Origin of the sequence: Bordetella avium (genome assembly GCF_034424645.1) — a bacterium.
GTDB classification, from domain to species: Bacteria; Pseudomonadota; Gammaproteobacteria; order Burkholderiales; family Burkholderiaceae_B; genus Bordetella; species Bordetella avium.
In genome coordinates this window covers 3,681,073-3,707,004 of the sequence record NZ_CP139969.1, presented here as the reverse complement: position 1 = coordinate 3,707,004, position 25,932 = coordinate 3,681,073, and the positions used below count along the sequence as shown (strand labels likewise).

Below are 25,932 nucleotides of genomic sequence, written 5' to 3'. Positions count from 1 at the left end.
GGCGCAGGTCAGGGTTTTCAGAACGCGCAGCAGCTTTTTTTGCCACTAGCGCTGCAGAAGAAAGTTCGGCGCGCTTTCTTTTCCACATCAAATTTTGCGCAGCTGACCGTCAGCAAGCACCTTCTTTTGTCAGGCGCACGCGGCCGCCCCTCGGCGGGAGAAAGCGCCCTGATGGCCGGATTTTGCCGCCTGAAATACCGAATTTTCATCCTCTACATGGCGGCGTTTTCAGGGCTGAAACACCCCGAATTCGGGGTGGAAGGACGCTCAGGGGCTGTGGATAACTCCTAAGGCGCGTTGTTGTGCACATTCTGTGAACCAAAGTTGAACAAGCAGGTGTTTTCGCCTTACCCCAAAAACTTGTTCAACTTGGGCTTTCTTGCCAAACAGAGTTCTTACACAGCCAAAAAGTGCTTTAAGTATTTGAAAAAAATAGGGTTTTCAAGGTTAAGGTAGTTATCCACAGGCCTTATTAATCATTAGTCTTTTTATAAAGAAAAAAAAGGAAAAGCCAAAGCGTCTTTTCTCAGCGCCACCATCCCCCGCGGGGTTCCTGCGATACGTAGTCCTTTTGAAGAAAATGAAGTCAGGCAAAACCAGGGCGCCCTGCGGCCAAATATCCGAACGCTCAAGCAGGCAGCGGTCGCCATGTCTGACTGTTGACCGTTCTTGACGGTCGATGAATTCAAACCCTTGCATCGCATCGACAGGCGAGAGGAAAACTTCAGGCTTTGTGCGGATCAGAAAAAAATTCGCCCGCTCAAGACCTTTACGAACTTTTTTTTCGGAGTCATTCCCTTGGGGGATATGACATCTCCATGCCAAAAAACCGCGGACGTCACTGTCCACGGCTTTCCTGCTTAACTTTTTTGATGTTCCGAAGCGCAATTTCGAGGGGCTGAAGCTGCCTAGCACTTATCCCCAGGAAACGCCGCCGTGCGTCCCGCACGGCTTGAAAAACAGCTTGTCAGCTGACTAGCTTCTTCTCGAACACAACCACAGAAAGAACCCGAACTGGCGTGATCAGCGCACTCTCGCGAAAACGCCTGTTGAAAACTCGTAGTAAGAAAAAAATGCGCGCTTCGCGCGGCGATGCGAACTCAGACCAAGATCTAAAACGTGGTGCTGAGGGCAGAAATAGGCGGATACTGCGATGGCTAGCATGCGTAGCGAATCGGGAAATTTTGCGAACCACGACTTATCCACTGTTGGCGGTGGATTACCCGTAGTGGGCCGTATCGGTCGAATTTTTTCCGAAAATGGCCAATGACGACTCGGTCTACTTAGGCTATTACCGAGAACGAGCTACCCGAACCGGGTAAACCGGGGTAGCAGCGTAGTGTTCATTGCCGGCCGGGTTTTTCTCTGCCCGCTACAGGCAACGATGGGCAAGGAGGCGAGCAAACAGGGGCCTGCTGCGATGAGTCGGGAAAACACCGTACATCCGAGCAGACGTCCCCCGGATCTCCAAACCTGAACACCCCGGCAGAAACGCTTGTATTGGCCTTTGTAGCCATTTGCGCTGTGTACCCGCTCCCCTGGTGACCGCCCGGCTGTTAGCGCCGCAGAAGGCGTTTAAAACGTGTTGAGACACCCTGGTTGACGACAGAGCCGATCCCAATCAAGGACTTGCGCGCCAAGACCCGGGATAGACTCTCTTCCCGGATAGCGGTTTGGACCTCTCTGCGGTCGCTACGCCAAGGTCGGGCTCGACGTGAACCGCATCTATCCAGGCTATCGCCACGCGGGAAACCCGCCTGGAAGCCTTTAAACGGCCGCTAGCGGCCTGAAAGGAAGATAGCCTGCCCGAAGGGGCACATCAGGGTTTTGAGAGCCGTATCGCGTGTTTTGAGGGTTTTCAGGGCATAGAGATCGCCGAGAACCCGCCCAAAAGCGAATGGGCATGACTCTTGCTATGGGATGGAAAAGGCATTTCAGCCCTTCCAGCGCATTTTTGACCTGATGAGTGCTCCACCCCTTAACCTGTCCATTCAAACGCCGTAGCGGGCGTTTTAAGCCCAGGGTGGAGCGGTCTGTGCGATTTCCCCCTGCGGTTTTACATCTCTTGTCGAAAGTTGCTGTGTTCTGCATGCCTCGAAGATCAGGCCGAGGCAAGGCGATGTGTTTGAAGACGATGGATATCCCACGTGAATTCACCGCTCTTGCTAGGCAAAGCCTGTCACGCCGCTGAATGAAGGGGAAGACTTCCTGCAGGGGAAAAACGGCGGAATCTGCCTGCCGCTGACATTTTTGCGTTTCCCGATGATTTGTACCCAACGTCGAACTTGTCTTTGCCTGATCGCTTTCCCGGAGCCATAAGCAGGTTTCCGTCGTCATTGGGCAGCGACTTTGCGGACTGACAATCACCAAGCCGGTTTTGCATTCTTTTTTGCGTCTTTTGAAAATAGTTGCTTAAACAACTATTTTCACCAAGCAGTGATATGGCGACGTTCACCGCATGGCGCGGAGAAGGAGGCTGTTGCGCCACTGGCATGAGCTATCTGTCGTGACTCTCGCGTATAACCAGGAAGGCGGCGTGACTTGTGCGCTGTCAGGTCCGTTTCACGAAAGATGTTTTGGATGACGCTACGTAAAGCCCCATGAAGGCTGAGGTGTTCTGTTGTAGCGAGCGAGTCACGGCAGATGTTGGCCTTGATGTCGGGCTGCGCATTGATGTAAAGCAAGGGGATCTGGCCTGAACAGGCGGGTCATCTTGATATAGCGATCTATTGCCCGCAGGTTTCCTGATCGAAGGCAAGAGCGAGTGTTTTTTTACCGCCTTTCGGCTATTCATGACCGATAAAACGTCCTGTATCCACAGGGTATGCAATGCAGCCGCACGATGCCATCAAAGCAACCGTATGAGGGCAGGGTTTTTGGCAATTCTCGAGCAGATAAATAGGAATTCTGCGCGATGAATGCTGATGGAAAAAAAGCCAGAAAAATATCGCAGCTTGCGATGTATCCCGTCTTTTCTTGATGCAATGCAAGACCCGTTTAATGTGCCGTTTTTGATGCAGGCTCGCCACAGCGCGCTGTCTCATGTCGGCCTATCGTTCAGTTCGAAGTCCGGTTCGACATGAGAGATCAGCGAACAGTGCATATCCATAGATACACACTGTTTAAACCTAAACTATGTACTAGACCTTGGCCAGGCGTTCAATGGCGGCATCGAGTGTTGCATCTTTTTTAGCGAAGCAGAAACGCACAATACGGTGGTTTGACTCGGCTGCGTTGGGGTCATGGTAGAACGCTGATACTGGGATCACCGTCACACCATGATCGATGGTCAGATTGCGGGCGAACTCGGCTTCGGGCTGATGCGAGATATCGCTGTAATCAGCCAGCAGAAAGAAGGTGCCGGGGCTAGGCAGCGGGCGGAAGCGGGTTTGCGCCAAACCTTGCGCCAGATGGTCACGCTTGCTTTGATAAAAGGCCGGCAGGTCAAGATAAGGCTTGGGATCTGCCATATAGGCCGCCAGAGCGAATTGCATCGGTGAAGACACCGTGAACACCATGAACTGATGCACCTTGCGCAGCTCGGCACTGAGTTGTCGAGGGGCGCAGCAATAGCCAATTTTCCAGCCGGTTGCGTGATATGTCTTGCCGAACGACGAGATCACAAATGCATGTTCGGCCAGCAGCGGACGGCGCGATATGCTGGCGTGCGGTTTGCCGTCGAATACGATGTGTTCATAGACTTCATCGGCTAGCAGCAGAATGCCTGTATCACGCACGATGGCTTCCAACGCATCCAGATCACTGTCATCAAGGATGGCGCCGGTGGGATTGTGCGGGAAATTCAACATCAATAGACGCGAGCGCGGCGTGATGGCATCGCGTACGCGCTGCCAATCCACCCGATAGTGCGGATCATCCCGCGTCGGCGCGCGCATTGGCACAGGGACCGCCGTGCCACCTGCCAGGCGGATGGCCGGCAGATAAGAGTCATAACATGGCTCGATCACGACGACTTCATCGCCGCTATTAACGGCGGCCAGCACGGTTGCCATCAAGGCTTCGGTTGCGCCGCTGGTGACTGTGATTTCGGTTTCCGGGTCATAACGATGACCATACAGCGCGGCTACCTTGTCCGCGATCGCGGCGCGTAGCGGGGCTACGCCCGGCATATACGGATATTGGTTATGTCCGGCAGCCATGGCTTCGGCGACCAGTTCCCGCAGGCGTGGATCGGGATCAAAGTCTGGAAAGCCCTGGCCAAGGTTGATGGCTTGATGATCGATCGCCAGACGGCTCATCACGGTGAAAATAGTGGTCCCGACATCGGGCAGCTTGGAGCGGATCATGGCTTTGAATAGGGGAGGCGAGGGTAAATGGGTGACGACACGTAGTATCCCAAAACTTTCAGACATCCGCGGGCATGTGCGCCTGATGGCAGGGCGGGCCTGCCTGTCGATGGGGAGTCGTCCTGGACACTCTCGGCTTGTTTGAACGCCAATTCGTGATGGTCGCAGAGGGGTTTGCCTCGGATCCCAGTGAAAAAATGCTACATACGGGTAAACAACTATAGGTCTGCGCAAGTGCGGATGAGTATGCTGGCCTTGCAGTGAATTCAAGCATTGCGCAAGCCCTGGTACCGCTTTTGGCGGCAAGCGGCAGACGAAACTTGCAACGAGCTCCTTGCTTGGCAAGTTGGTGTCAGCGTCCTTGATTCATTTGCAACTCGTTTTTTTTTTCCAGGACGCTATAAAAATGGCTCAAAAGGGCAAAGTTAAGTGGTTCAACGCCGATAAGGGTTACGGCTTCATTACGCCGGACAGTGGCGGTACTGATGTATTCGCGCACTTCTCCGCGATTCAAGGCCGAGGCTACCGCAGCCTTAACGAAGGCCAGGAAGTCGAATTTGATGTCAAGGATGGTCCGAAAGGGCCTCAAGCGGCCGAAATTCGCCCGCTTTAAATCGGGAAATCCCAATCCCGCTAGGCCAGGTCTGCATCCTGGCTCAACGCCCCAAGACCTAAAGTCTGGGGCGTTGTCGTTTCTGGGCCCGGCAGCGCACATTGCGGCTCAGAATTATTCGTAAATTGTTAGTATGTACTAACATTATTTTGTGGATTTCTATCCCGAGCCTCTTTGAGTTTTCGTGTTTATTGGACGAATCTTCCTGGACGTCGCTCGCGGTTTCCCAAGCAAAGTGCCTCTGGATAACTTTGTGGATAAAAATCCGGCTTGGAGCTCGGGGAGTGTGTTTTCCCTCGTCATACTGGCGGGGGCCGGCCGAGTTTTACACAAAATTCAGCGCACGATTTCCACATTGTTTTACCCAGGCTGCTTGGCTTCCTCCGTTAAGGCTTAGCTTGGTCTGAGTCTGAAGGATAGAAAAAAAACTGTGATTTTTCACGGAATTACAGAGTTCAGCCAGACATGGGCAGTTGACTTGCCTGCGCGTCGTACAGAAAGCGAGTTGAGGAAGCACTGAGTTTTCCACTGCCGCTACAGGCTTGTTCTTCACAAAGATATCCCCATATTCAATGTGTACGGTCTTTCGGGCACCGGCCTGTTTATAAAGTCCAATACACCGCCTGCTTGTGGATAGTTTTGGGGATTACTCCTAGAGTGACTTTTCGCCGCTGATTCGCGAAGGCAAAAGCTCAGGGGCCGAATGCCTACCTTCAGACGCTGATAACGGTAGGAACCCGCCACCAAGCCGAATGTGTTTATCTCTGTGGATAACTTTACTGTGAGGCAGCATTTCACGCTGAGCCGCATGTTTGCTTAAAGACAATTTCTTGGCAAAGTGGCGCGATTCGAATGTCTCTATAGCCTGGTTTTTGTTGGATGAGTTATCAACAGCTTTGTGCACCGTACTAAATTCGGCCTATCTTATTTATAGATTTTGATAATCATGGCGGTAGGCCACAGAGCGCTGATGGGCCTGTTCGGATCAAATCGTTGTCCAGCATTTCAACCGCGCTGCTTGAGGCAATCTGGGTTCAGGCAGATATGATGTTTCACGTGAAACACTCACAGGTTTTCTGGATTGGGTGTCATGTTCCACGTGGAACATGCCCTGAGACTGAGTATCCATACAGTAGTCTCAAATATGCTCAGATTTCTGTTTGAGAACGCGGGAAATTCCACGCTTAATGATGTTTCACGTGAAACATCACTAGGGGCCCATCTATAATGGCTCAAGAAAGCACTCACTTGCTCCCACACCATGAATTACCCCCACGAATTTGACGTCATCGTCGTCGGTGGCGGCCATGCCGGTACTGAAGCTGCGCTGGCTGCCGCCCGATCAGGTGCGAAGACCTTGCTGTTGACGCACAACATCGAGACCCTAGGCCAGATGTCCTGCAATCCTTCGATAGGGGGAATAGGCAAGGGCCATCTTGTCAAAGAGGTTGATGCGCTGGGCGGTGCGATGGCCATCGCTACCGATGAGGCAGGTATCCAATTTCGGATTCTGAACAGTTCGAAAGGTCCGGCTGTACGGGCCACGCGTGCGCAGGCCGACCGGGTTTTGTACCGCAAGGCTATTCGTCATCGCCTGGAAAACCAGGAAAACCTGTGGCTGTTCCAACAGTCGGTCGAAGATCTGATCGTCGAGGGAGACAAGGTTGTTGGTGCGGTCACCCAGATTGGCCTGAAGTTTCGTGGCCGTGCTGTTGTGTTGACCGCCGGCACATTTCTGAATGGCCTGATTCACGTGGGTCTTCAACACTATTCCGGGGGCAGGGCAGGGGACCCGCCCGCAAATTCACTCGGCCAACGGTTGAAGGAGCTCAAGCTTCCTCAGGGGCGTTTGAAAACAGGTACGCCGCCCCGCATTGATGGTCGAACCATCAACTATTCAGTCTTGGAAGAGCAGCCCGGAGATCTGGACCCTATACCCGTGTTTTCCTTTATGGGCTCGGCGGCGCTACACCCCCGGCAATTGCCGTGTTGGATCACCCATACCAATGAGCGCACACACGACATCATTCGAGGCGGCTTAGATCGTTCTCCCATGTATAGCGGGGTCATTGAAGGGATCGGCCCGCGTTACTGTCCTTCTATCGAAGACAAGATTCATCGCTTTGCCGACAAGCCGTCACACCAGATATTTCTTGAGCCCGAAGGTCTGGATACGCATGAGGTCTATCCCAACGGCGTATCCACCAGCTTGCCTTTTGATGTGCAGTACGAGTTGATCCATTCTCTGCCGGGTCTGGAGCACGCTCACATTCTGCGGCCAGGTTATGCGATCGAATATGACTACTTTGATCCACGTGGATTGAAAAGCAGTCTGGAAACCAAGGCCATTTCAGGTCTGTTTTTCGCTGGCCAGATCAATGGTACGACCGGCTATGAAGAGGCAGCCGCCCAAGGTTTGCTGGCAGGGATCAATGCCGCCCGTTATGCAAGCGATCGCGAGGCCTGGGTGCCGCGGCGCGATGAGGCCTATCTGGGGGTGCTGGTGGATGATCTGGTTACCCGAGGGGTTACCGAGCCTTATCGTATGTTCACTTCTCGCGCAGAGTACCGATTAAGTCTGCGCGAGGATAATGCCGACTTGCGTTTGACAGAAATCGGTCGTGAATTGGGCCTCGTGGATGATATCCGGTGGGATGCTTTCAACCGTAAGCGAGATGCGATTCAAGCCGAGGTGCAGCGTTTGCAATCTACCTGGGTCAATCCACGTCTGCTTCCTGAGGAGCCGGCGCAGGTGCTGTTGGGCAAAGCCATCGAGCGTGAATACGCTTTGGCAGATCTGCTCAAGCGCCCGAATATCAGTTATGAAGCGCTGATGCAGGCTCGCAATGGTGCTGGAGAACTGCTGGCAGGTCCTGGGCTTTTGGGAGATGATGTCTTGGCCGAACAGGTCGAGATTCAGATCAAGTATGCCGGCTATATCGAACGTCAGCGCGACGAAGTGCAAAAGCATGTGGTTCATGAGCAGCAAGCCATACCCGCCGATATTGATTACGACGCTGTCAGCAGCCTGTCCTTTGAGGTCAGGCAAAAGCTTAAGACTCACCGTCCCGAGACCGTGGGCCAGGCCGCCCGTATTTCGGGTGTCACACCAGCGGCCGTCTCCTTGTTACTTATCCATCTGAAACGCCTGCATTACGGTAAGCGGGCAATATGAGCACAATGCCCGAAGATATTGCCGCTGCGCAGCGGCTTGAACAGGCATGCCAGTCCCTGGGATTGGCGGCTGGTGCCGAACAACAGGAAAAGCTTCTGCGCTATATGGCGCAGATGCAACGCTGGAATCGCACGTATAACCTCACGGCCATCCGTGACCCAGAACAGATGCTGATCCAGCATTTGTTCGATAGCTTGTCCGTGGTGCAGCCTTTGGTGCGCGCTTTGCAGGCAGGGCAACCGGCTAAGGTCTATGACGTCGGCTCCGGTGGCGGACTGCCGGGTGTGGTGCTCGCCATCGTGCAACCCGAGTGGGACATCACCTGCGTTGACGCCGTCGAAAAAAAAACTGCTTTCGTTCAACAGATGGCTGGCACGCTGATGTTGCCTAATCTTCATGCCATGCATGCCCGTATCGAGCGCGTAGCACCTGCGGACTGTGATGTGGTGATCTCACGTGCATTTGCATCCTTGCACGATTTCGCCAATTTGGCCGGCCGCCACGTTCGACCTGGTGGTACGCTCGTCGCCATGAAGGGCAAGGTCCCCGCCGAAGAAATTGAAGGACTGCCGGCCGCCTGGCAAGTCGAACGCATTGAACCCCTGCAGGTGCCTGAACTCGATGCCGAGCGTTGCCTGATCTGGATGCGCCGCAGTCAAGGAACTCTATGAACAATATTCCGCCCACCAAGTCCGCCCGTGTATTTTGTATCGCCAACCAAAAGGGAGGCGTCGGCAAAACCACGACGGCCATTAACCTCGCGGCGGGGCTGGCGACCCATCAACAGCGTGTGTTGCTGGTCGATCTCGACCCTCAGGGCAACGCGACAATGGGTAGCGGCATCGACAAGAACAGCCTGGAGTCGAACCTTTATCAGGTATTGATCGGCGAGGCTACCATTGAGACCGCGCGCGTGCGTTCCGAATCGGGTGGCTATGACGTTCTCCCGGCCAATCGTGAATTGTCGGGCGCCGAGATCGATCTGGTCCAAATGGAAGAGCGCGAACAACAGCTCAAACTCGCCATCGAGACCGTGGCGGACCAATACGATTTCGTGCTGATTGACTGTCCACCGACCTTGTCGCTGCTGACGCTTAATGGTCTGGCCGCAGCAGACGGCGTCATCATTCCGATGCAGTGCGAATACTTTGCGCTTGAAGGTCTGTCTGACCTGGTCAACACCATCAAGCGCGTTCATCGGAATATCAACAATGATCTGCGCGTCATCGGTTTGTTGCGCGTTATGTTCGATCCCCGCATGACGTTGCAACAGCAGGTCTCGGCTCAGCTTGAGGCACACTTTGGCGACAAGGTGTTCAAAACGGTTGTGCCGCGCAATGTACGGCTTGCGGAAGCACCCAGTTATGGCATGCCCGGCGTGGTCTACGACCGCGCTTCACGTGGAGCCCAGGCCTACATTTCTTTTGGCGCCGAGATGATCGAGCGCGTTAAGGAAATGCAATAAGGGAGGGCTTCGCCCTTCGCATGAATAAAGAGCAGCGCCTGATGCGCTGAAGAAAGAGGACTATAAGGATGGCTACCAAGAAACCCAAGGGCCTGGGCCGGGGGCTGGATGCCTTGCTCGGGGCGGATGTTCCGGCTATCGACAATATAGGCAAGGCAGTCGAGCCTGAGAGCGCACTGCCCACGACGCTGCCTATCGACAGGTTGCGGGCTGGCAAGTATCAGCCACGTACCCGTATGGACGAAGGCGCCCTGAATGAGCTGGCCGAATCCGTCCGTACGCAGGGCATTATGCAGCCCATTCTCGTGCGCGGGCTTGCCATTCCTGGACAGTACGAAATCATCGCGGGTGAGCGGCGCTTCCGCGCGGCTCAACTGGCCGGTCTGAAAGAAGTGCCCGTGCTGGTGCGTGATGTGGCGGACGAGAACGCCGCCATCATGGCCTTGATCGAAAACATCCAGCGCGAGGACCTGAATCCGCTCGAAGAAGCGCAAGGTGTCCGACGCCTGCTGGATGAATTCGGTTTGACGCATGAGCAGGCCGCGCAGGCGATTGGCCGTTCGCGGTCGGCAACCAGCAATTTATTGCGCCTGCTGAACCTGGCTGTACCCGTACAGACCATGCTGCTGGCCGGCGATATCGACATGGGCCATGCCCGTGCGTTGCTGGCGGTCGATGCCGCCACCCAAATCCAGCTGGCCAATCTCATCATTGCTCGCCGCCTGTCCGTTCGCGAAGCCGAAAAAATCGTCGCTAAAACGGTGAAGGAGGGAGAAGCCACATCGCCCAAGAAGAAGGGGCCTTCACGCGATGTCACGCGTCTCGAAGAGGCGCTGTCTGATCATCTGGGCACGCGTGTGGTGCTCAAGGTTGGCGCTCGCGATAAGGGGCAGCTCGTCATTGATTTCCATGGCTGGGATCACCTGAATTCGCTGTTGGAACGGCAAGGATTGGCGGGAGTCATTGATGCCTGACCGTGCGCTTGCCCGCGTTGCGCTGTTGGCGACCGGTGGAACCATTGCCGGCGCTCAAGATAGCGCCGAGAGCGCAGCTTACCGCGCCGGAGCATTGAGCATCGATGCCTTGTTGCAGGCCGTACCTGGTCTGGCGCGTGCGGCAAATGTGCAGGCCGAACAGTTGGCCAATGTCGGCAGTCAGAACATGACCTATGACGTATGGCGGGCCTTAGCCGCGCGCGTGGCCGAGCTGTGTGCGGACGCGTCCATCGACGGTATTGTCATCACTCATGGGACGGACACTATTGAAGAAACGGCCTATTTCCTCAGCTTGGTGTTGCCCTTTGACAAGCCGGTGGTCCTGGTCGGCGCCATGCGTCCATCGACGGCACTGAGTGCCGATGGCCCTCGCAATTTGTTAAATGCCGTGACAATTGCTGCGCATCCGCAAAGTCGCGGACGCGGCCCGCTGGTCACCATGAATGACGACATTCATTACGCCCGTTCCGTACAAAAAACCGCCTGCGGCGGCGTGGCGGCGTTTACCTCGCCCAACAGCGGTAGGGCAGGGTGGGTTCGTGGTGGGCAGGTCGGTTTTTACGGGACGTCTAATATCGCCAGCGCGGCCGCTAAACAGGTTTTCAGTATGCCGCTGCCACCCGTGCGCAGTTGGCCGCGGGTGGATATCGCTTATGCCTGCGTCGATATGGACGGCGCCCTGATTGATTTCATCGCCGCCCATGCCCAAGGGATTATCCTGGCAGGCGTCGGTGACGGCAATGCAACCGACGATGCCATTGCCGCCATTGACCGCGCCGTGGCGAAAGGCGTCGTCGTGGTGCGTTCCACACGCACGGGTTCCGGCAGCGTCATGCGCAATATCGAAATCAACGATGATGGCCACGGCACGATCGCCGCCGGTGAGCTCAATCCTCAGAAGGCCCGTGTTCTGCTCACCCTCGGTTTGATGCGCTCACACGAGCCTGTGGCACTCCAGCGACTATTTGATCTGTATTAAAATAAGGGACAAATCAAATTTGTGGGAAATCCCCTTTTTTGGTTTGACACCGATAATAAATGTGTTCATAATCTCGTTTCTCTCAGGAGGGGTGCCCGAGTGGTTAAAGGGGGCAGACTGTAAATCTGTTGGCCTTGCGCCTACGTTGGTTCGAATCCAACCTCCTCCACCAAGAGAACTATTTCAAATCCAGGCACAGTAGTAGCCTGGATTTGCATGTAAGACATCTGTAGTACATGCGCGCACCACACGCGAAATAAAAATGTGAAGCAAGGTGAAAGGGTAGCCGCGGGTGTAGCTCAATGGTAGAGCAGAAGCCTTCCAAGCTTACGACGAGGGTTCGATTCCCTTCACCCGCTCCAAATGCCCATGTGGCTCAGTGGTAGAGCACTCCCTTGGTAAGGGAGAGGTCACGCGTTCGATCCGCGTCATGGGCACCAAAATTCTCTAATCTTTTCTTCAGTCAGAAGCTTCAATCCAGGTCAGGAGTCAGCCATGGCAAAAGGCAAGTTTGAACGTACCAAGCCGCACGTGAACGTGGGTACGATTGGTCACGTTGACCACGGCAAAACGACGTTGACGGCGGCGATCACGACGGTTCTGTCGACGAAGTTCGGCGGCGAAGCGCGTGGCTACGACCAGATTGACGCGGCGCCGGAAGAGAAGGCACGCGGCATCACGATCAACACGGCTCACGTTGAGTACGAAACGGAATCGCGTCACTACGCGCACGTTGACTGCCCGGGCCACGCTGACTACGTGAAGAACATGATCACGGGCGCGGCGCAAATGGACGGCGCGATTCTGGTGGTGTCGGCTGCTGACGGCCCGATGCCGCAGACGCGTGAGCACATTCTGCTGAGCCGCCAGGTTGGCGTGCCGTACATCATTGTCTTCCTGAACAAGGCGGACATGGTTGACGATGCTGAGCTGCTCGAGCTGGTGGAGATGGAAGTTCGCGAACTGCTGTCGAAGTACGACTTCCCGGGCGATGACACGCCGATCGTGAAGGGTTCGGCTAAGCTGGCGCTGGAAGGCGACAAGGGCGAACTGGGCGAGCAGGCGATTCTGTCGCTGGCTGCGGCGCTGGACACCTACATTCCGACGCCTGAGCGTGCGGTTGACGGTTCGTTCCTGATGCCGGTGGAAGACGTGTTCTCGATCTCGGGTCGTGGCACGGTGGTGACCGGCCGTATCGAGCGCGGCGTGGTGAAAGTTGGCGAAGAAATCGAAATCGTGGGCATCAAGCCGACGGTGAAGACGACGTGCACGGGCGTGGAAATGTTCCGCAAGCTGCTGGACCAAGGTCAAGCGGGCGACAACGTGGGCATTCTGCTGCGCGGCACCAAGCGTGAAGACGTCGAGCGTGGCCAAGTGCTGGCCAAGCCGGGTTCGATCAACCCGCACACGGACTTCACGGCCGAGGTGTACATTCTGTCCAAGGAAGAAGGCGGCCGTCACACGCCGTTCTTCAACGGCTATCGTCCGCAGTTCTACTTCCGCACGACGGACGTGACGGGCACGATCGATCTGCCGCAGGACAAGGAAATGGTTCTGCCGGGCGACAACGTGACGATGACGGTCAAGCTGCTGGCCCCCATCGCCATGGAAGAAGGTCTGCGCTTCGCCATCCGTGAAGGCGGTCGTACCGTCGGCGCCGGTGTCGTGGCCAAGATCCTCAAGTAATACCGAGTGCAAGGAAACGGGGCCGTCAGGCCCCATTTCCTTGTGCATAGAACTTGCACGAAAAAAGAAAAAGCAATATTATGTATGGTTCCGCGAGGTGCCATGCAGTTTGCAGCGGTGTCTTGCAGATTACTTTGCTGCAAATCAAGTGAAAGCCATAGGGGTATAGCTCAATTGGCAGAGCGTCGGTCTCCAAAACCGAAGGTTGTAGGTTCGATTCCTACTGCCCCTGCCACCACCCGCCGGAGAGTACCGCGAGCTGCGCATTCACGGCGGGCTCGTGTCGCAAAATGTCTAATACCAGCGTAGAAACCATTACCAGTACCGCTGACCGGATCAAGCTCGGGTTGGCGGTTCTTGTCGTTATAGCTGGCATCGTTGGGTTTTCCGTGCTGAGCGCGCAACCCATCGCTGCCCGGATAGGCGTTTTTGTTGGTGGCCTGGTGATCGCGGCCATCATCGTCTGGTTCAGCGAACCTGGCCGCCGCCTGATCAGCTACGCTCAAGAGTCGTACAACGAAGTTAAGCGTGTCTCCTGGCCTACGCGCAAAGAAACGGTCCAGATGACTGGCATCGTGTTCGCGTTTGTCGCGGTGATGGGCATTTTCATGTGGGTGCTCGACAAGGGCATCGAGTGGATACTTTACGGCCTGCTGCTGGGCTGGAAATAAGGACAGGCATGAGTAAACGTTGGTATGTCGTCCATGTGTATTCCGGCATGGAAAAAAGCGTACAAAAAGCCCTGAACGAGCGTATTGAGCGTGCAGAGCTGCAAACCTCTTTTGGTCGTATTCTTGTTCCCTCCGAAGAAGTCGTTGAGGTCAAGGGCGGTCAAAAGTCGATTACCGAGCGCCGGATTTTCCCGGGTTACGTCCTCGTTGAGATGGACCTGACCGACGAAACCTGGCACTTGGTCAAGAACACCAATCGAGTCACCGGCTTTTTGGGTGGCTCGGGCAACCGCCCGACTCCGATTTCCGAGCGCGAGGTCGAAAAGATCCTGTCGCAAATGGAAGAGGGCGTCGAAAAGCCGCGGCCCAAGATTCTCTTCGAAGTGGGCGAAATGGTCCGCGTCAAGGAAGGTCCGTTCGCGGACTTCAACGGCAACGTCGAAGAAGTCAATTACGAAAAGAGCAAGGTGCGTGTGTCTGTCACGATTTTTGGTCGTGCTACACCGGTCGAGCTCGATTTCAGCCAGGTCGAAAAGACCTGATTCTCAACCCCGGGGAGCCCGTTTAGGCGGGCGATATCACCCGTAAGGAGCAAAGCATGGCGAAGAAGATCGTCGGCTTTATCAAGCTGCAAGTTCCGGCTGGTAAGGCAAATCCGTCCCCCCCGATTGGCCCGGCACTGGGTCAGCGCGGCCTGAACATCATGGAATTCTGCAAGGCGTTCAACGCCAAGACCCAAGGCATGGAGCCTGGTCTGCCGATTCCCGTGGTGATCACCGCCTTCGCGGACAAGAGCTTCACCTTCATCATGAAGACCCCGCCCGCGACGGTCCTCATCAAGAAGGCCGCTGGCGTGCAAAAGGGTTCGCCCAAGCCGCATACCGACAAGGTTGGCACGCTGACGCGCGCTCAAGCCGAAGAAATCGCCAAGACCAAGCAGCCCGATCTGACCGCTGCCGATCTGGATGCCGCGGTTCGCACGATCGCTGGTAGCGCCCGCAGCATGGGCATCACCGTTGAGGGGATCTAATCATGGCTAAATTGTCTAAGCGCGCCGCCGCCATTGCCCAGAAGATCGACCGTACCAAGCTGTACCCGGTCGCTGAAGCCCTGACCCTGGTCAAGGAAACCGCCACCGCCAAGTTCGATGAATCCATTGACGTGGCAGTGCAGCTCGGCATCGACCCCAAGAAGTCCGACCAACTGGTCCGTGGCTCGGTGGTTCTGCCTGCTGGTACCGGCAAGAGCGTTCGCGTCGCCGTTTTCGCCCAGGGCGAGAAGGCTGAAGCCGCCCGTGCCGCTGGCGCCGAAGTGGTTGGCCTGGACGACCTGGCCGAGCAGATCAAGGCTGGCCAAATGGACTTCGACGTGGTCATCGCTTCGCCCGACACGATGCGTGTTGTCGGTGCCCTGGGTCAGATCCTGGGTCCGCGTGGTCTCATGCCGAACCCCAAGGTCGGCACCGTGACCCCGGATGTCGCCACCGCCGTGAAAAATGCCAAGGCTGGCCAAGTGCAATACCGTACCGACAAGGCCGGTATCATTCACGCCACCATTGGTCGTGCCTCCTTCGGTATCGAACAACTGCAAACCAACTTGGCCGCTCTGGTCGACGCGCTGCAAAAAGCGCGTCCTGCTGCCGCCAAGGGTATTTACCTGCGCAAGATCGCTGTCTCGTCGACGATGGGTGGCGGTGCTCGCGTGGAAATCGCTTCGCTGTCGGCCTAAGGCCGTCGGCAAACTGTACTTTGGGCCGCATCCGAGATTTTCGGATGCTGCTGTCAAAGACCGCTGGAGCGGTCCGTCGCAAATCATGGACGGTCGGCTTAATCTCGGTGCTCTGATAGGCCGAATCCAGCGTAGACGGCGTCCCCAGGAAGATTTCTTTACCCGAAGAACTCAACCAGGCGCCGCATTCGGTTGACGCGCAAGGCTTAGGCCCCAGGCGTCTTTTGATGGAGTGTTCAAACCGTGAGTCTCAATCGCCAAGAGAAAGCGGTGGTAATCGAGGAAGTCTCGGCGGAAGTCGCCAAGGCCCAATCGATTGTTATCGCCGAGTACCGTGGTCTGGACGTCGCCTCTGTCACCGTACTGCGCAAAACTGCGCGTGAATCGGGCGTTTACCTGCGTGTTCTTAAGAACTCGCTGGCCCGTCGTGCTGTTGCTGGCACGGCTTTCGAGCCGTTGGCTGAGCAACTGACCGGTCCGCTGATCTATGGTATCAGCGCTGATCCGGTCGCGGCGGCCAAGGTCCTCGCCGGTTTCGCAAAGAGCAACGATAAGCTGGTCATCAAGGCGGGCTCCTTGCCCAACAACTTGCTGAACCAAGAAGGCGTCAAGGCCCTGGCCACGATGCCCTCGCGTGAAGAGTTGCTCTCGAAACTGCTGGGCACCATGCAAGCCCCGATCGCGCAATTCGTGCGTACGCTCAACGAAGTTCCGACCAAGTTCGCCCGTGGCCTCGCCGCCGTGCGCGACCAGAAGGCCGCCGCCTGATATCAGGCGCGTCTTGCGGAATCTCGCTGAACGACTAAGCGACACCCAACCCTGGCATTACCCAATTCTGGAGTTCTAAAGAAAATGGCACTTAACAAAGCTGAAATCCTTGACGCCATCGCTGGCATGACCGTGCTCGAACTGTCCGAGCTGATCAAGGAAATGGAAGAGAAGTTTGGCGTGTCGGCTGCTGCCGCTGCTGTTGCCGTGGCCGCTCCGGCCGCTGGTGGCGCTGCTGCCGCTGCTGAAGAGCAGACCGAGTTCACCGTTGTGCTGGTCGAAGCCGGCGCCAACAAGGTGTCCGTCATCAAGGCCGTGCGCGAGCTGACCGGTCTGGGCCTGAAGGAAGCCAAGGACCTGGTTGACGGCGCTCCGAAGCCCGTCAAGGAAGCCCTGCCCAAGGCTGACGCTGAAGCCGCTAAGAAGAAGCTGGAAGAAGCCGGCGCCAAGGTCGAAGTCAAGTAAACCTTCGCGTTATCTGCCCGGGGACAGCGCTATTTGCAGTCCCCGGGCTTTTGCGTTTCCAGGAAACCCCTCCTGATAGCGGGTTTTTAGGGGTGTTTCCTGGAGTCGTATCACCTGGGGCCGTGGTTGACGGCCCATGCAACCTCGAGTCGGAGTGCTCATGCCTTACTCGTACACCGAAAAAAAGCGCATCCGCAAAAGCTTCGCTAAGCGTGAAGACGTTCAGAACGTTCCCTTTCTGCTTGCGACGCAACTTCAATCCTACCTAACTTTTCTGCAAGCCGAGACCGCCACTGCGGATCGGGTTAATGAAGGCTTGCAGGCGGCGTTTACGTCGATTTTTCCGATCGTCAGTCACAACGGTATGGCGCGCTTGGAGTTCGTCAGCTATGCGCTTGGCGAGCCGGTGTTCGATGTCAAGGAATGTCAACAACGTGGCTTGACCTACGCATCGCCGCTGCGTGCCAAGGTCCGCCTGGTGTTGCTTGACCGCGAAGTCAGCAAGCCCACCATCAAGGAAGTGAAGGAACAGGAAGTCTACATGGGCGAAATTCCGCTCATGACCACGACCGGTTCTTTCGTGATCAATGGTACGGAGCGTGTCATCGTTTCGCAGCTGCACCGTTCGCCCGGCGTGTTCTTCGAACACGACCGCGGTAAAACGCACAGCTCGGGCAAGCTGTTGTTCTCTGCCCGCGTGATTCCCTACCGTGGCTCCTGGCTCGACTTTGAGTTCGATCCCAAGGACGTGCTGTTCTTCCGTGTGGACCGTCGCCGCAAAATGCCCGTGACGATCCTGCTGAAGGCCATCGGCATGACGCCGGAGTCCATCCTCGCTCACTTCTTCGATTTCGACAATTTCGAGTTGAAGAGCGAAGGCGCGATGATGGAATTCGTGCCCGAGCGCTGGAAGGGCGAAATGGCCCGATTCGACATCACCGACCGTGCCGGTAAGGTGATTGTCGAGAAAGACAAGCGTATCAACGCCAAACATCTGCGTGATCTCGCCAATGGTGGCATCCAGCGTATTTCCGTGCCTGAGGATTTCCTCTATGGGCGCGTGCTGGCCAAGAACGTTGTGGACCCCGACACGGGTGAAGTGATTGCGTTGGCTAACGACGAAATCACCGAAAGCGTGCTGGACGCCATGCGCGCGGCCAAGGTGCTTGATCTGCAAACCCTGTACACCAACGATCTGGATCGTGGTCCCTACATCTCGCAGACGCTGCGTACCGACGAAACGGTCGATCAGACTGCTGCGCGCGTAGCTATCTACCGCATGATGCGCCCTGGCGAGCCGCCGACCGAAGAAGCGGTCGAAGCGCTGTTCCAGCGTCTGTTCTATAGCGAAGAAACCTACGATTTGTCGCGCGTGGGTCGCATGAAGGTCAATAGCCGTCTGGGTCGTGGCGATGACGCCAATGGCCCGATGACCCTGACCGACGAAGACATCCTCGAGACCATCAAGGTGCTGGTCGAGCTGCGTAACGGCCGTGGCCAGATCGACGATATCGATCACCTGGGCAACCGCCGCGTGCGCTGTGTGGGCGAACTGGCCGAAAACCAGTTCCGCGCCGGTCTGGTGCGTGTCGAGCGCGCCGTCAAGGAACGTCTGGGCCAGGCCGAGACGGAAAACCTGATGCCGCACGACCTGATCAACTCCAAGCCGATCTCGGCTGCCATCAAGGAGTTCTTCGGTTCGAGCCAGTTGTCGCAGTTCATGGACCAGACCAACCCGTTGTCGGAAATCACGCACAAGCGTCGTGTTTCAGCTCTGGGCCCTGGCGGTTTGACGCGCGAGCGTGCCGGCTTTGAAGTCCGCGACGTGCATCCGACCCATTACGGCCGTGTCTGCCCGATCGAAACGCCGGAAGGCCCGAACATCGGTCTGATCAACTCCATGGCGCTGTACGCTCGTCTGAACGAGTACGGTTTCCTGGAAACGCCTTACCGCAAGATTATCGACGGCCGCGTCAGCGATCAGATCGACTATCTGTCGGCTATCGAAGAAAGCCACTATGTGATTGCGCAGGCTAACGCCGCGCTGGATGCGGAAGGCCGTTTCGTCGATGACCTGGTCGCTTGCCGTGAAGCAGGCGAAACCATGCTGACCTCGCCGGTCAACGTGCACTACATGGACGTGGCGCCGTCGCAGATCGTATCTGTCGCGGCTTCGCTGATCCCCTTCCTTGAGCACGATGACGCCAACCGTGCACTGATGGGCGCCAACATGCAGCGCCAGGCCGTGCCTTGCCTGCGTCCGGAAAAGCCGCTCGTCGGTACCGGCATCGAGCGCACTGTCGCTGTTGACTCGGGCACGACCGTGCAGGCGCTGCGTGGCGGCCTGGTCGACCACGTTGACGCCGAGCGCGTCGTGATCCGCGTCAACGACGAAGAAAACGTCGCGGGCGAAGTGGGCGTAGATATCTACAACCTCATCAAGTACACCCGTTCCAACCAGAACACGAATATCAACCAGCGTCCGATCGTCAAACGTGGCGACCGCGTCGCCAAGGGTGACGTGCTGGCTGACGGCGCATCGACTGACCTGGGCGAACTCGCTCTGGGCCAGAACATGCTGATCGCCTTCATGCCCTGGAACGGCTACAACTTCGAAGACTCGATCTTGATTTCCGAGCGCGTGGTGGCCGATGACCGCTATACCTCGGTGCATATCGAAGAGTTGACCGTGGTCGCTCGCGATACCAAGCTCGGGCCTGAAGAAATCACGCGCGACATCAGCAACCTGGCCGAGACCCAGCTCAACCGTCTGGATGAGTCGGGCATCGTCTACATCGGCGCCGAAGTCAGCGCTGACGACGTGCTGGTCGGCAAGGTAACGCCCAAAGGCGAAACCCAGCTCACGCCGGAAGAAAAACTGCTGCGCGCCATTTTTGGCGAGAAGGCTTCCGACGTTAAAGACACCTCGCTGCGCGTGCCCTCGGGTATGACGGGCACGGTTATTGACGTGCAAGTCTTCACCCGCGAAGGCATCGTGCGCGACAAGCGTGCACAGTCCATCATCGATGATGAGCTGCGCCGCTATCGCCAAGACCTGAACGACCAGCTGCGCATCGTTGAGAACGACCAGTTCGATCGTATCGAGAAGCTGCTGGTGGGCAAGACCGTCAATGGCGGTCCGCGCAAGCTGGCTAAGGGTGCTACCGTTACCAAGGCTTACCTGGCGGATCTGGATCGCTGGCAGTGGTTCGATATTCGTCTGTCGGACGAGCCGCATGCCGTCGTGCTGGAGCAGGCCAAGGAATCGCTGGAGCAAAAGCGCCACCAATTCGACCTCGCGTTCGAAGAAAAGCGCAAGAAGCTCACGCAGGGTGACGAGCTGCCTCCGGGCGTGCTCAAGATGATCAAGGTCTATCTGGCCGTGAAGCGTCGTCTGCAGCCTGGCGACAAGATGGCCGGCCGCCACGGTAATAAGGGTGTGGTCTCGCGTATTACTCCGGTTGAGGATATGCCCCACATGGCCGATGGCACGACTGCCGACATCGTTCTGAACCCGCTCGGCGTGCCGTCGCGGATGAACGTTGGTCAGGTGCTGGAAGTTCACCTGGGTTGGGCCGCCAAGGGCGTGGGTCAGCGTATCGCCGACATGCTCCAGGACGAGCGCACGGCTCAGGTCAAGAACATCCGTGCCTATCTGGAAAAGGTCTACAACACGACCGGCACCGGCGCGCGCATCAGCGAGCTGTCGGATGAGGAAGTCATCGAACTGGCCAACAACCTGAAGCGCGGCGTTCCGTTCGCTACGCCGGTGTTTGACGGCGCGACCGAAGATGAAATCACCATGATGCTCGAGCTGGCCTACCCGGATGACGTGGCCAAGCGCATGCAACTGACGCCTTCGCGTGCTCAGGCCTGGCTGTTCGACGGCCGTACCGGCGAGAAATTCGAGCGTCCGGTCACCATCGGCTACATGCACTACCTGAAGCTGCATCACTTGGTCGATGACAAGATGCACGCTCGTTCGACCGGTCCGTACTCGCTCGTGACTCAGCAGCCGTTGGGCGGTAAAGCGCAGTTCGGCGGCCAGCGTTTCGGTGAGATGGAAGTGTGGGCGCTGGAAGCCTATGGCGCCTCCTACACCCTGCAGGAAATGCTGACCGTGAAGTCGGATGACATCACCGGCCGGACCAAGGTTTACGAAAACATCGTTAAGGGCGATCACGTCATCGACGCCGGCATGCCGGAATCGTTTAACGTGCTGGTGAAGGAAATTCGCTCGCTGGCCCTCGACATGGATTTGGAGCGTAACTAATGAAAGCGCTACTCGATCTCTTTAAGCAAGTCTCGCAAGACGAGCAATTCGATGCCATCAAGATTGGCCTCGCCTCGCCGGAGAAGATCCGTTCGTGGTCTTACGGCGAAGTCCGTAAGCCCGAGACGATCAACTACCGTACCTTCAAGCCCGAGCGTGATGGTCTGTTCTGCGCCAAGATTTTTGGCCCGATCAAAGACTACGAGTGCTTGTGCGGTAAGTACAAGCGCCTGAAGCATCGTGGCGTGATCTGCGAGAAGTGCGGCGTCGAAGTGACGGTCGCCAAGGTTCGTCGCGAACGCATGGGCCACATTGAGCTGGCCAGCCCCGTTGCGCACATCTGGTTCCTGAAGAGCCTGCCGTCCCGTTTGGGCATGGTGCTCGATATGACCTTGCGCGACATCGAGCGCGTGCTCTATTTCGAAGCCTGGTGCGTGATCGAACCTGGCATGACGCCGCTCAAGCGCGGCCAGATCATGTCGGACGACGATTTCCTCGCCAAGACTGAGGAGTATGGCGATGACTTCCGTGCCCTGATGGGCGCCGAAGCGGTGCGCGAACTGCTGCGTACTATCGATATCGACCGCGAAGTCGAAACGCTGCGCGGCGAGCTCAAGGCCACCAGCTCCGAAGCCAAGATCAAGAAGATTTCCAAGCGCCTGAAGGTGCTGGAAGGCTTCCAAAAGTCGGGTATCAAGCCCGACTGGATGGTCATGGAAGTGCTGCCCGTGCTGCCGCCGGACCTGCGTCCGCTGGTGCCGCTGGATGGCGGCCGCTTCGCGACCTCTGACCTGAACGATCTCTATCGTCGCGTCATCAACCGCAATAACCGTCTGAAGCGCCTGCTGGAGCTGAAGGCCCCTGAAATCATCCTGCGCAATGAGAAGCGCATGCTGCAGGAGGCCGTCGATTCGCTGCTGGACAACGGTCGCCGCGGCAAGGCCATGACGGGCGCCAACAAGCGCCAGCTCAAGTCCCTGGCCGATATGATCAAGGGCAAGAGCGGTCGTTTCCGTCAAAACCTGCTGGGCAAGCGCGTGGACTACTCGGGCCGTTCGGTCATCGTGGTGGGTCCGCAGCTCAAGCTGCACCAGTGCGGTCTGCCCAAGCTGATGGCTCTTGAACTGTTCAAGCCCTTCATCTTCAATCGTCTGGAGATGATGGGTCTGGCCACGACCATCAAGGCAGCCAAGAAGCTCGTTGAAAGCCAAGAGCCGGTGGTGTGGGACATCCTCGAAGAGGTGATCCGCGAACATCCGGTCATGCTGAACCGTGCGCCGACCTTGCACCGTCTTGGCATCCAGGCATTCGAGCCCGTCCTGATCGAAGGTAAGGCCATCCAGCTCCACCCGCTGGTTTGCGCGGCGTTCAACGCCGACTTCGACGGTGACCAGATGGCCGTCCACGTGCCGCTGTCGCTGGAAGCCCAGCTCGAAGCCCGCACCCTGATGCTGGCTTCGAACAACGTGCTGTTCCCGGCCAACGGCGAACCGTCCATCGTGCCGTCCCAGGATATTGTGCTGGGTCTGTACTACACGACTCGAGAGCGCATCAATGGCCGTGGCGAAGGCATTTTCTTCGCTGACGTCGCTGAAGTTCAGCGCGCCTACGACAACGGCGAAGTCGAACTGCAAACTCGCATCACCGTGCGTCTGAAAGAGCACGAGCGTGATGAGCAGGGCGAATGGCAACCCGTCATCCGTCGTCATGAGACGACGGTCGGCCGTGCGCTGCTGTCCGAAATTCTGCCTCGCGGTCTGCCGTTCACCGTGTTGAACAAGGCCCTGAAAAAGAAAGAAATTTCGCGCCTGATCAACCAGTCGTTCCGCCGCTGCGGCCTGCGCGACACCGTGATCTTCGCGGACAAGCTGATGCAATCAGGCTTCCGCCTGGCAACCCGTGGCGGTATTTCCATCGCCATGGAAGACATGCTGATCCCGGCAGCCAAGGAAGTCATCCTGGCCGAAGCTGGCCGTGAAGTGAAAGAAATCGACAAGCAGTACTCCTCGGGTCTGGTCACGTCGCAGGAACGCTACAACAACGTTGTGGACATCTGGGGCAAGGCGGGCGATAAGGTCGGCAAGGCGATGATGGAGCAGCTCGCTACCGAGCCGGTCGTCAATCGTCATGGCGAAAATGTTCGTCAAGAGTCGTTCAACTCCATCTACATGATGGCCGACTCCGGCGCGCGGGGCTCTGCCGCTCAGATTCGTCAGTTGGCCGGTATGCGTGGCCTGATGGCCAAGCCGGACGGCTCCATTATCGAAACGCCCATTACGGCAAACTTCCGTGAAGGCCTGAACGTACTCCAGTACTTCATTTCGACTCACGGCGCGCGTAAGGGTCTGGCGGATACGGCACTGAAGACGGCAAACTCGGGCTACCTGACCCGCCGTCTGGTCGATGTGACGCAAGACCTGGTCATCACCGAAGTCGATTGCGGCACCTCGCATGGCTATTCGATGAAGGCTCTGGTTGAGGGTGGTGAGGTTATCGAGCCGCTGCGCGACCGTATCCTGGGCCGCGTGGCTGCCGTGGATATCGTCAACCCGGATACGCAGGAAACCGAGATCACGGCCGGCACCTTGCTTGATGAAGATCTGGTCGATCTGATCGATCGCGTGGGCGTGGACGAAGTCAAGGTTCGCACCCCGCTGACCTGCGAAACGCGTCATGGTCTGTGCGCGCACTGCTATGGCCGCGATCTGGGCCGTGGTTCGCATGTCAACGTCGGTGAAGCCGTAGGCGTTATTGCTGCGCAGTCGATCGGTGAACCGGGCACGCAGCTCACGATGCGTACCTTCCACATCGGTGGCGCGGCATCGCGTTCGGCTCTGGCCAGCGCAGTCGAAACCAAGTCCAACGGTACGGTCGGTTTCGCCAGCACGATGCGTTACGTCACTAACGCCAAGGGCGAGCGCGTTGCGATTTCCCGCTCGGGCGAACTGGCGATCTACGACGACAACGGCCGCGAGCGCGAACGTCACAAGATTCCCTATGGCGCGACGGTGCTGGTCGGCGACGGCGATGCCGTCAAGGCCGGTACCCGTCTGGCGACCTGGGATCCGCTGACCCGCCCGATCGTGTCGGAATACGGTGGCGCCGTGCGCTTCGAGAATATCGAAGAAGGCGTGACCGTGGCCAAGCAGGTCGACGAAGTTACGGGTCTGTCCACGCTGGTCGTGATTACGCCCAAAACGCGTGGCGGCAAGGTCGTCATGCGTCCGCAGATCAAGCTGGTCAACGATAACGGCGAAGACGTGCGCATCGCGGGTACTGACCATGCGGTGAACATTTCCTTCCCGGTTGGCGCGCTGATCACGGTGCGCGACGGTCAGCAGGTGGCTGTCGGTGAGGTGCTGGCGCGTATTCCGCAAGAATCGCAAAAGACCCGCGACATTACCGGCGGTCTGCCGCGTGTGGCCGAACTGTTCGAAGCCCGTTCACCCAAAGACGCCGGCATGCTTGCCGAAGTCACGGGCACGGTTTCCTTCGGTAAGGACACCAAGGGTAAGCAGCGTCTGGTCATCACCGACCTGGAAGGTATCAGCCACGAGTTCCTGATTCCCAAGGAAAAGCAAGTGCTGGTGCACGACGGCCAGGTGGTCAACAAGGGCGAAATGATCGTGGACGGTCCGGCCGACCCGCACGATATTCTGCGCTTGCAGGGTATCGAGAAGCTGGCGACCTACATCGTCGACGAAGTGCAGGACGTCTACCGTTTGCAAGGCGTGAAGATCAACGACAAACACATCGAAGTGATTGTTCGTCAAATGCTGCGCCGCGTGAACATCACCGATCCGGGCGATGCAGACTTCATCCCGGGTGAGCAGGTCGAACGTTCGGAACTGCTCAACGAGAACGATCGTGTGATCGCCGAGGATAAGCGCCCGGCTCAGTACGACAACGTGTTGCTCGGTATCACCAAGGCATCGCTGTCCACCGATTCTTTCATCTCTGCGGCATCGTTCCAGGAAACGACCCGCGTGCTGACCGAAGCGGCCATCATGGGCAAACGCGACGATCTGCGTGGTCTGAAGGAAAACGTCATCGTGGGCCGTCTGATTCCGGCCGGTACCGGCTTGGCTTACCACCTTGCCCGCAAGGACAAGGAAGCGCTGGAAGCTGCCGAGCGCGAAGCCGCCCGCCAGCAGGCCAACCCCTTCGAAGAAATGCCTGTTGCGGCGGATATCGAAGTGGATGTTTCGCTGCCTTTCGAAGGCGAGACGCCTGCTGAGTAAACCTGCGGGTTTGCTGCAAGTCAAAAACTGCCGGCCCTGTGCCGGCAGTTTTTTTGCTCCTTAATTCGACGTTTCGAAGAGGGGGGCTGAACAGGGGCTCGTGTTCCTGGCCGTCTGGCCGAGTGTGGTTCGCATCCGGATGGCCTTCTCCTGCGTTATGCAGCGCGCTAGCTCTTCCGTGCTATTGCGTGGCCATAAATACTTCAGGGGGGCAATATGAACAACGGCCTTCAAGACGCTGCCAACGTCCATGGTGTTTTCGCCTTGCCCGTCGTCGAAATTAAAGCGATTCGCTGAGGTTCGATTGATGGGATTGCCGTCTGCCCAAAAAGTTGAGCACACAACCATTATGAAAATTGCAGTGGCCGCGCACTGTTTTCTGTGTTTGAACGTGACGCCTCTAGTGACCTCCATTCGGTGACAGCAAATGCCCATCCCCGCGCGCTCAGTGATGGCCTGCCGCGTCACGGTAATGCCCGGCGCGGTGAAGCGGAGCCGGATGCGCTGAGACACACTTATCCGATACAGAAACAGGCCGAACAGGGGGCAGTCCTGAAAGTATCCGT

The 25,932-nt window shown here is 57.2% G+C and carries 18 protein-coding genes and 4 tRNA genes; 20 read left to right on the top strand and 2 right to left on the bottom strand.

Features of this window, described 5'->3' with window-relative positions; all coding sequences use genetic code 11:
- Positions 1-39 precede the first annotated feature (39 nt).
- Complete coding sequence (locus U0029_RS17180; RefSeq protein ID WP_119653230.1) at positions 40-291, top strand: hypothetical protein; 252 nt, start codon at positions 40-42, stop codon at positions 289-291.
- Between the two features lie 165 nt (positions 292-456).
- Here U0029_RS17180 and U0029_RS17175 read toward each other — a convergent pair whose 3' ends face one another.
- Together U0029_RS17175 and U0029_RS17170 are read right to left on the bottom strand one after the other, a co-directional pair.
- The gene (locus U0029_RS17175) at positions 457-849 is read right to left on the bottom strand and encodes a hypothetical protein (protein ID WP_119529923.1); all 393 of its coding nucleotides are present in this window, start codon (positions 847-849) and stop codon (positions 457-459) included.
- A gap of 2,291 nt (positions 850-3,140) precedes the next feature.
- Positions 3,141-4,307 (bottom strand): pyridoxal phosphate-dependent aminotransferase, encoded by a 1,167-nt coding sequence (locus U0029_RS17170; RefSeq protein WP_012419059.1) that lies wholly within the window; start codon positions 4,305-4,307, stop codon positions 3,141-3,143.
- A gap of 406 nt (positions 4,308-4,713) precedes the next feature.
- Here U0029_RS17170 and U0029_RS17165 point away from each other — a divergent pair, with 406 nt between their 5' ends.
- The 19 genes from U0029_RS17165 (at position 4,714) to rpoC (ending at position 25,366) form a co-directional block, all read left to right on the top strand.
- A complete protein-coding gene (locus U0029_RS17165) occupies positions 4,714-4,920 on the top strand; it encodes a cold-shock protein (RefSeq protein ID WP_012419060.1) in 207 nt (68 codons plus the stop codon).
- A gap of 1,261 nt (positions 4,921-6,181) precedes the next feature.
- Positions 6,182-8,095: a tRNA uridine-5-carboxymethylaminomethyl(34) synthesis enzyme MnmG gene (gene mnmG / locus U0029_RS17160; protein ID WP_114851557.1), complete on the top strand. Its 1,914-nt coding sequence runs from the start codon at positions 6,182-6,184 to the stop codon at positions 8,093-8,095.
- Positions 8,092-8,766, top strand: a complete 675-nt coding sequence (rsmG, locus tag U0029_RS17155; RefSeq protein ID WP_012415713.1) for a 16S rRNA (guanine(527)-N(7))-methyltransferase RsmG — start codon at positions 8,092-8,094, stop codon at positions 8,764-8,766. Before mnmG ends, rsmG begins: the two co-directional genes overlap by 4 nt.
- Entirely contained in the window at positions 8,763-9,560 is a 798-nt protein-coding gene (locus tag U0029_RS17150; RefSeq protein ID WP_012415714.1) for a ParA family protein, read from the top strand. Before rsmG ends, U0029_RS17150 begins: the two co-directional genes overlap by 4 nt.
- Positions 9,561-9,628: 68 nt before the next feature.
- Complete coding sequence (locus tag U0029_RS17145) at positions 9,629-10,534, top strand: ParB/RepB/Spo0J family partition protein (protein ID WP_012415715.1); 906 nt, start codon at positions 9,629-9,631, stop codon at positions 10,532-10,534.
- Positions 10,527-11,534 carry an asparaginase gene (locus tag U0029_RS17140; RefSeq protein WP_012415716.1) on the top strand — a complete coding sequence of 336 codons (1,008 nt, stop codon included), beginning with the start codon at positions 10,527-10,529 and terminating at the stop codon, positions 11,532-11,534. The genes U0029_RS17145 and U0029_RS17140 overlap by 8 nt, the downstream gene beginning before the upstream one ends.
- Positions 11,535-11,619: 85 nt before the next feature.
- Positions 11,620-11,706 (top strand) — tRNA-Tyr (locus U0029_RS17135).
- Between the two features lie 116 nt (positions 11,707-11,822).
- Positions 11,823-11,896, top strand: a tRNA-Gly gene (locus U0029_RS17130).
- Positions 11,897-11,899: 3 nt separating this feature from the next.
- Positions 11,900-11,974 (top strand) — tRNA-Thr (locus U0029_RS17125).
- Between the two features lie 55 nt (positions 11,975-12,029).
- Positions 12,030-13,220, top strand: a complete 1,191-nt coding sequence (gene tuf, locus U0029_RS17120; RefSeq protein WP_012415717.1) for an elongation factor Tu — start codon at positions 12,030-12,032, stop codon at positions 13,218-13,220.
- Positions 13,221-13,379: 159 nt separating this feature from the next.
- A tRNA-Trp gene (locus tag U0029_RS17115) sits at positions 13,380-13,455 on the top strand.
- A gap of 55 nt (positions 13,456-13,510) precedes the next feature.
- On the top strand, positions 13,511-13,891 hold the full coding sequence (secE, locus tag U0029_RS17110; RefSeq protein WP_012415718.1) for a preprotein translocase subunit SecE: 381 nt from the start codon (positions 13,511-13,513) through the stop codon (positions 13,889-13,891).
- Positions 13,892-13,899: 8 nt separating this feature from the next.
- Positions 13,900-14,433 carry a transcription termination/antitermination protein NusG gene (gene nusG / locus U0029_RS17105; protein WP_012415719.1) on the top strand — a complete coding sequence of 178 codons (534 nt, stop codon included), beginning with the start codon at positions 13,900-13,902 and terminating at the stop codon, positions 14,431-14,433.
- Positions 14,434-14,489: 56 nt separating this feature from the next.
- Positions 14,490-14,921 (top strand): 50S ribosomal protein L11, encoded by a 432-nt coding sequence (rplK, locus tag U0029_RS17100; protein ID WP_012415720.1) that lies wholly within the window; start codon positions 14,490-14,492, stop codon positions 14,919-14,921.
- Between the two features lie 2 nt (positions 14,922-14,923).
- Positions 14,924-15,619 carry a 50S ribosomal protein L1 gene (gene rplA / locus U0029_RS17095; RefSeq protein WP_012415721.1) on the top strand — a complete coding sequence of 232 codons (696 nt, stop codon included), beginning with the start codon at positions 14,924-14,926 and terminating at the stop codon, positions 15,617-15,619.
- Between the two features lie 243 nt (positions 15,620-15,862).
- Positions 15,863-16,387, top strand: coding sequence for a 50S ribosomal protein L10 (gene rplJ, locus U0029_RS17090; RefSeq protein WP_041937470.1), 525 nt, complete (start codon positions 15,863-15,865; stop codon positions 16,385-16,387).
- 84 nt (positions 16,388-16,471) lie between these two features.
- Entirely contained in the window at positions 16,472-16,852 is a 381-nt protein-coding gene (rplL, locus tag U0029_RS17085; RefSeq protein WP_012415723.1) for a 50S ribosomal protein L7/L12, read from the top strand.
- A 160-nt stretch (positions 16,853-17,012) separates the two neighbouring features.
- Entirely contained in the window at positions 17,013-21,125 is a 4,113-nt protein-coding gene (gene rpoB, locus U0029_RS17080; RefSeq protein ID WP_039052216.1) for a DNA-directed RNA polymerase subunit beta, read from the top strand.
- Entirely contained in the window at positions 21,125-25,366 is a 4,242-nt protein-coding gene (gene rpoC, locus U0029_RS17075) for a DNA-directed RNA polymerase subunit beta' (RefSeq protein WP_012415725.1), read from the top strand. The genes rpoB and rpoC overlap by 1 nt, the downstream gene beginning before the upstream one ends.
- Positions 25,367-25,932: the final 566 nt, after the last annotated feature.